5 protein-coding genes are annotated in these 7743 nt (G+C 48.6%); 2 read left to right on the top strand and 3 right to left on the bottom strand.

The window, feature by feature from the left end; translation table 11 throughout:
• The first annotated feature begins 773 nt into the window (after positions 1 to 773).
• Positions 774 to 1070, top strand: coding sequence for an ATP-dependent Clp protease proteolytic subunit (locus tag Q1A69_RS20385; RefSeq protein ID WP_366525579.1), 297 nt, complete (start codon positions 774 to 776; stop codon positions 1068 to 1070).
• A 1118-nt stretch (positions 1071 to 2188) separates the two neighbouring features.
• Positions 2189 to 3904 carry an AMP-binding protein gene (locus Q1A69_RS12425; protein ID WP_299585743.1) on the top strand — a complete coding sequence of 572 codons (1716 nt, stop codon included), beginning with the start codon at positions 2189 to 2191 and terminating at the stop codon, positions 3902 to 3904.
• Positions 3905 to 3996: 92 nt separating this feature from the next.
• Here the strand turns inward: Q1A69_RS12425 and Q1A69_RS12420 are convergent, their stop codons facing one another.
• The 3 genes from Q1A69_RS12420 to Q1A69_RS12410 form a co-directional block, all read right to left on the bottom strand.
• Complete coding sequence (locus tag Q1A69_RS12420; protein WP_299585742.1) at positions 3997 to 4287, bottom strand: DUF1540 domain-containing protein; 291 nt, start codon at positions 4285 to 4287, stop codon at positions 3997 to 3999.
• 183 nt (positions 4288 to 4470) lie between these two features.
• Positions 4471 to 5004: a GNAT family N-acetyltransferase gene (locus Q1A69_RS12415; protein ID WP_299585740.1), complete on the bottom strand. Its 534-nt coding sequence runs from the start codon at positions 5002 to 5004 to the stop codon at positions 4471 to 4473.
• Positions 5005 to 5125: 121 nt separating this feature from the next.
• Complete coding sequence (locus Q1A69_RS12410) at positions 5126 to 7501, bottom strand: autotransporter domain-containing protein (protein ID WP_299585738.1); 2376 nt, start codon at positions 7499 to 7501, stop codon at positions 5126 to 5128.
• Positions 7502 to 7743: the final 242 nt, after the last annotated feature.

Raw genomic sequence — 7743 nt, 5'->3', positions numbered from 1 at the left:
GTGGAAGCTTACTAGCCTACAGCCAGCTGACCTCTCTCGCTATTGCCAAGTGTGTCGGTTGTTATGGGAATCTAGGAAGAACTGCAGGCACAGGAGTATAATCGGGATATATAACTGATGGACTATTTAGCATGCTTTTCGATTTTACTATATCTCTTGTACTTATATCGCGTAATAAGATGTCAAATTGGCTGTATTTGATAGTAGTTTTAAGGCTGGAGAGCGTCTCAATATCGTGATGTCTATATTTTATTCGATATTAATTTTTCTGACTGTTGGACTATTTATTGGAACTGTCATATATACAGCCCATGTCAGTGAGAAACCTTACAGAATTATGTCAATGCTTTCGTAGCATAGTAAGAAGCCTATTTTCTATATAAATCAATGAGCTGGGTTCTTGTGTGCGTTATCGGTCGCCTGCTATGATTGCGGCGATTCCCATGTCTTAGGTTTGAAAAACGACATCTGGCAGGGAAAGTTTGTAGGCTGGGTAAAAATCCAATGCAGAGAATATCAGGGAAACCTGGCAGCGGCGTTTCGGTAGACCGAATGAAGGTACCGATACCAAGGTCTACGTCCCTACATGCAACCCACGAAGCCGGTGCTGATGAAACCTTGTTAGAAAATAATCGGGCCAGCCCGAAGAAGACGATTCACCGTGGTGGCTAGAATTCAGACGATGTAATTAAGCAAACTTTTACTTGGCAGAGAAAGCTAAAAAAATGAAGTTACCACCCCGATCAAGTGCGCTGCAGTTTCCGTAGAAACAACTGAATCCGACTCTAAATAGGAAACCTCAACAACTCGGCAATGTCAATCTGCATATTAACTGCACCGGCGGTCATTTTCTTGACGGTGCCGTAATATATAACCTCCTCAAAGGTCATAAGGCCGATGTCGAAACCTGGATTGAAGGTATTGCTGCAAGCAGGGGCAGTGTGATCGCCCTAACCGGGGATACCGTAGGCATTGCCGAAAACGCCTATTGCCTCCTACACAACCCCAGCCCCACTTCCAGAATTGATGAAAGAACGCTAGAAAAACCAAGGGAATACTCGCCAAAGTAAAAACCACCATGATCGGCCTCTACGCCTCAAGTATCAGTTATCCTACAAGGAAATTAGCCGGGTAATGCATGGCGAGACCTAGTACATTGGCGCCGAAGTGGTAGAAGCCGGCTTTGCCATTTGTGCTACAACAGAATTTGAGATAGCCGGTAACTTTAACGGTGATCTCTTTAATCATTTAAAAAATCGTAAACTATGCCGAGTACTAGTCTCGCATAACTGGATACAATCGCTGATAATGGGGTCGCACTGTAGTATAAGTTAAAGATTAGCTAGTTACTGCGCCTGATATTCAAGCCTAAACACAGGTACAAAGCTATACAGCTTGGTAATGCAGGAAAGTTAGAGCAGTAAGCGCAAAAAAGCTATCGTATCATAGTTATCTTTGTAATTACTTTGGGTGGATGAAAGGTTTACCTTGCTCAATTCCTATTGGCCTGTAAATTTTTTTCTATCTCTGTAGTGTGGTAATTAAAGGTTCTTAACTGAATTTCCTAATTTGAATCTTTCTTGTAAAAGAATTTCTAAAGCACGGCATATTATGGTTTTTTTTGAGCCTTGTGAACTTCTCCGAAAGGGTTCTTGCGGGGGGGGGATAGGGAGGTGCTCTGTTGATAAGTCAGCAACCCGTACCGGTGAAATGATGAATAACGCATTTCTAGGATATCGGTGCTATCAGGTTTGGACCTCATCAGGTGACAGATTGATGAATTTTTCAATCTGAACCGATCCAACAGAAGATATTTGCTGTCCCTGTTAGGTATGGGAAAGAATATGACAAATTATACGCCCAGACCGGTTAGTCTACACTCTGCTTTGGCTCCTGGATTCGGCATTGCAATCTAGGAATTGCGCTGAAAGAGTATATTCAGTAACTTTAAACTAAATAATAACCATAGACTGATGCGGCTTTTTTACTACTAAGAGCGCTTCTTCCTTAGGGGAAGGCTTGGCCGTGCCGAACTTGAGTGGTAGTTCAGTTCTAACAGACCGTTGAATGGCTTTACGGAAACGCAAGGCGTTTACTAGTACTTTTGTGCTGATAGCAATAAGTACAGGGTTTTAGCCGCGTATATCAGTAGCAAATCACAATAAACACAATAATGAGAGAGAAAGCGATGACCCCGGAAGAACGATACGAGAAGGTGAAGGGCCTGCAGCCATTGGAGCTTCTCTACAGAAGAGAAGATGAAGAGCCAGAGACGGTATTTCTTCGTCAAATGCAGCGACGCCAGTGGCGGGATTACACTTGGCGCGAGGTAATGGACAGAGCCAGGCATATCGCGGGTTGTTTGCGCAGTCGTTTTGAGCCCGGTGATCGTATCGCGATTCACGGTAAAAATTGTGCCGACTGGATTATTGTTGATGTTGGCATCATGCTCGCCGGAATGGTGAGTGTACCCTTGTATCCGGGCCAATCGGCCTCCTCTATGTCTTATGTATTAAAACACTCCGAATCAAAACTACTGTTTTGCGGAGCTACGGATAACAATGCGGCCCTGCAGGAGGTAGCGGACACCTTGCCTTCTGTAGCGATACAGCGTTGTGAAATTCACTGCGCAGAAGAGTTGGAGGCAGTCATAGCGAGCAGTGAGCGCTATGAGGAAAGGCCGGTTTTCGATGCGGATGATCTCTTCACAATCATGTACACCTCAGGAACCACCGGTAACCCCAAGGGGGTGATGCATAGCTGGTCTTCAGTGAGCTTTGTAGTGCCCAATATGATTCGCGGCTATGGCTTTAACGAAAGCGATCGAGTTCTCTCTTATTTGCCGCTTGCGCATGCTGCCGAGCGTATTCTGGTGGAATTTCACTGCCTCTACTCCGGCACCCCGGTGCACTTCCCGGAGTCCCTGGATACTTTCCTGGAGGACTTGCAGCGCACCAAGCCCACTATGTTCTTCTCGGTGCCCAGATTGTGGACCAAATTCAAGGAGGGGATCGACGAAAAGATTCCACCCGCTTTACAGAATGTATTGCTGCGAATCCCTGGCCTGAGTACTTGGTTAAAAAACAAGGTGCGCACAGGGTTGGGACTGGATCAGGCACGAATGTTAGTCACTGGGGCGTCTCCCATTTCCATTGAACTATTGCGCTGGTATGAGCGCATGGGGATGCAGATTGCTGATGGCTATGGGATGACAGAAAACTTTATTTATGGCTGCTTTGTGATGCCGGGTGAAGATCCTGTGCCGGGTACCGTGGGTAAGCCCTATCATGGCTGTGAAGTTAAAATCTCTGGCGAGGGGGAAATTCTGTTCAAAAGCGGCGCTTTAATGAAAGGTTATTACCTAGAACCGGAAAAAACTGCAGAAGCGATTCGCGATGGGTATTACCATACCGGGGATTCTGGCTTTATTGATGAGCGTGGCCTTTTACATATTACTGGCCGCATTTCTGAAACTTTTAAAACCAGTAAAGGAAAGTTTATTCAGCCCAGTTTACTGGAAGGGCATTTTGGTAACGAAACGCTGCTGGCACAACTTTGCATACTGGGCCACGGTATGAATCAACCGGTGATGTTGGTGACTTTATCAGAGTCCGCGGAAAAATTGCCGCGCACCGAAGTCAATGAACAATTGCGACGTGTCCTTGAGTCGGTCAATGAGCGGTTGCCGCAGCATGAGCGTATTCGCACAATCTTTATTTGCAAGGAGGAATGGACCCCATTAAACGAGTTCCTGACACCCACCTTAAAAATAAAGCGTAAAGTCCTGGAGTCACATTACCAGCCGCTATTTAAGCAATATGCGGATGCCTCAGGTATTATCTGGGAGCCGCGAGATATTGCCAGTACAGAAAAATTACAGGCGGATTTGCAGGCCGCCGATTAAGGCGATCTAAACGCCGTAATAAAAACGCCCGCCAGTAAACCACTGCCGGGCTTTTTTATTGAGAATTTTTTTCTGAGGGCTGTTTAGCCTGCTTAGTGCGTATAACTTAGGCAGTTTGTTGTGCTGTCGCTGCGTCCAACCTCAATACTGTCTGCGGAGCACTCGAAGTCGTCATTAAACTTGCAGTCTTCCATTTTGCAGGCACCTACACCGGCGGTGCGGGAGCTGCGGGTATGTTTGGAGTTTGTGAAGAAGGTGTCGCAATCGGGGTCAGAGCCCTCGCCTATAGTGATTGCCCTGGCATGGCAGGCATCGTTGGCATTATAAGCGCACTGGGTTGCGGCACATCTGCTGACTTCTGGCATATCTGTCGCGATAATCATGGCTGTCTTCTCCTAGTTGGTAAGTTGGAGACTAGTACAGGCCCTATCCATGTCAATGAAAAACCATAATTTTTGTAGGGTATTGGGGCTGTTGATTTATCCGAGGTTGGCAGGGAAAAATAATAGCGATCTCTCATGCCAGTTGAGTAAATTAGCGGCACTTGGAGCTATAAGAATGAGCGTTTATAACCCTTGGGAATTAGCGCTGCTGCTGGCTTCCCATGCCATCAAGAGTAATTCAATAGTCTCGCCCGGCAGGGTGATACGGCGCTCTATTTTTAATCCTATTTTTTCCAAAAGTTTCACCGAGGCTAGGTTTTCAGGTTGTGTTATAGCAACGATGCGTTTTAAGTTTAGTTGCTCTCGGGCAAACACCATTACAGCGCGGGCGGCCTCCAGTGCATAACCTTTTCCACGATACTCGGGCAGAAAAGCAAAACCAATATCGGCATCATCGAGGCTATCTCGTTTAATTAGTCCACAGATACCAATGCCTGTGCCATCGGTGAGTGCGACTTTAAAAAGACCAAACTGGTGTTGGCGGTACATGATCATGGGGCCAGTTTGTATATAGTCGCGTGCTTGCTTTAGGTTGCGTACCCCCCGATCGCCAATATTCCGCAAGAAATCTGCATCGTTAAGTAGAAGAAGGATCAGTTCTGCATCAGCGTCTGACAGTTCCCGCAGTGTGAGGTTGGGCGTGTTTATTTGGAACATGTGAGCAAGAGAAAGGTTAATGGGTGTTTAGTTTCCCCGTTGGAATTGTGTTTGGCTAGATGTTTGGCGGGGAGGAGATGTGCCCCCTTACGGGGGCACTGGGTGAATCACTAACGCCGGATTAGAAGCGGTAGGTCACGTTCACTGATGCAGACTCAGCCGCAGGGCGGGAGGTCATGTTTGCACTCAAAGCGATGGACTCAGCGGCTTGCCAGCGAATACCGGCAATCAGGCCCATGCCGTCATCGAACATGCCCTGATCCACACTGGAGTAGCTGGGCATGGCATTCATGTTACCAGCCATGGACTTAACGCCCACTTCCAAGGTGTCCTCATCGGTGCCGTTGGTATCTTCATACCAGATTTGTGCGAAGGCGTTTACAGTATTCCAGCGTTTATTGGCGAAGGCACCAAAGCGCATGGTGGTGTAGCGTCGTTCCTGGTCACCGTAGTGCATACCAATCGGGTCGTATTCAGCGTCAGCTGAGTCGGTGTAAGTAAAGCCTTCGATAGCGTCTTCGGTATAACCGTCAACTTCCATGGAGGCACGGGTTACACCAACGAAGGGACCAAACTGAAAGCTGGATTCGCCGAGCAGATTGGCACCGGCGGTCAGGCTCAGAGTGGTGTTCTCACCGGAAGTATCTCCTTCCAGTTCTGAAGTGAAGCTGTTGCCGAGGGCCAGGGCACGGTTTACCTGGTCGAAATCCACGTCGGTCAGAGTCGCACTACCTTCCACGAAGAATATATCGTGGTGGAAACGGCCGAACAGGCTGTAGTTGGTAGAGGTGGACTCGATGTCGGAGCGGGCATTATCCACATCGATATCAGAGCGACTTACCGCGAAGCCCAGCTCCAGGTTGTCGCGCAGGGCGAAGGTCATACCAATCAGATTGGCGTTACTGTCACCGCTCATATCGGCGGCGAAGCTGTTGTCGTAGTCGATATCACCGAAAACACTGCCCGCGAATACACCGGTCTGAGCTTGGCTATAGCGTACACCGGCCAGGTTTTCATCCAGGCTATTAGTGTGGGTGCGTGCAGCCTGGGCACCGATATCCGGCAGCTGACCGGCCACCTGGGCGGCATTGACAATTGCGGTGTAGTAGTCGGCGAGAACCTGCTGACCAACCTGGGTGGGATGCACGGTATCGTTGAAGATTAGTTTGGAAGCATCGGGGGCCGTGCCATTTACACCGTATACTTCATGTTCAATGCACTCACCGCCGCTGCCGTCATAGCAGTACTGGCTTTGATCGAACTCTGTGGATAGGCCGAGTTGACCGGCATTATTCAGAGCCACTTTAAGCAGACCGGCCTGGTCGACCATCAGTACGCCATCGATATCTTTGGCCAAGTTCAGAAGGTTGGTATTAAAGCCTTCGGAGGCCTTGTTCGCACTTAGCAAAGCTTCATCAATGGCTGCTGTGAGTTTTGCGTTAGCTTCATCCTGGGTCATTAGACCAGCCGCTACAGCCGCCTCAAGTTGAGCTGCGCTTTCACTGGACTCAACAGCATCTTTAACTGCCTTATAAACAACTGGCGTCTTACTGATATCCGGCACATTGGATACCAGAATATAGTTAGCTCCTGCGTTGGATAGAGCGCCTGCAGCGCTCGCAAGCATGACTGATGCGACGCCTGCACTAACGGTAGCTTCTTCGATGCTTATTTCGCCTTTGGCAACACCTTTGAATCCGCTCAGCAGGTCATTACCACCGCCATTTACCCAGTAAAGGGCGCTGGCATCAGCTGTTCCAAGAGTAGTTTCCAGATACCCCCTCCCTGTGGGATGAGGATTACCGGTGGTGCCGGAGTCTGCAATGATAGTAGCCGGTGCGGCTTTAATCATTGCCTCTAGACCAGTAGCCTGAGCTTTGAGCTGTGCGGCAGTTGCTGCGTCCCCAGCGGCTTCATATTGCTCTGCGGCTGCAAGGAGCTGGGCAACCTTAGTAGGTCCCAGGAGTAATAACCCCAACTGATCTAAGTCCGCATACAATTCCGTCGCGGTCTGGCGTGTGGGATCTGGCAACAAGGCACTAGCGAAGTTATGCATGTTGGGATCGTAGGCCAGTCCGTTAGCTTCTAAATAGGCCAAATAGTTTTGAGTGCCAACAATATTTAGCAGGACATCTGCAGCTTTATGCCCGCCTACAGCCCAGCCAGTACCAATATTAGGTAGGGCACTAGCCACTTGCTCTTTTGCGGAAGTTAGCAGCGCCTCATCACTTAGAGTGTCGTCAACTTCAGGGAGGCACAAAGACAGGCCGGCGCAAGAGGGTGTGACAGAACCTAGTCCTAAGTTCTGAGATAAGATGTTAATGGCAATATCATTCGCGTCACCGCCATTGGTGAAAGCTTGGTAGTTACCTACATCGGTCAGGCTGTCACCAAAAGCAATAACTTGACTAAAGGCTGAATCTTCTGCGGTCGCAGAAATGCTGGTGAGGGATGCAAGTGCAATAGCCGCCGCAAGGCTGCGCTTGGCGTTGGGCATGGTTTTCTCCTAGTCGCGGTAATGGCACACCCGCGGAGACATCGGGAGGAATCCAGAGGAAACAACTGGGCGTGCATCTTTTATTGTTTTTTGTTCCTGTACCTCAAGGAAGTTCGGCAATACTAGCGGATTTGACCCAGACAATAAAATAAGTCACGGGCAAAGTGGCTGGCTGCTTGGTCACACCGGGATTGGAGTGGCCTCAAGGCACGCTACAAAGTGGCGCAATAGTACTGAATGAT

The organism is uncultured Microbulbifer sp., assembly GCF_947498635.1.
Taxonomy (GTDB): domain Bacteria; phylum Pseudomonadota; class Gammaproteobacteria; order Pseudomonadales; family Cellvibrionaceae; genus Microbulbifer; species Microbulbifer echini.
This window is presented reverse-complemented; position numbering and strand designations above follow the sequence as displayed.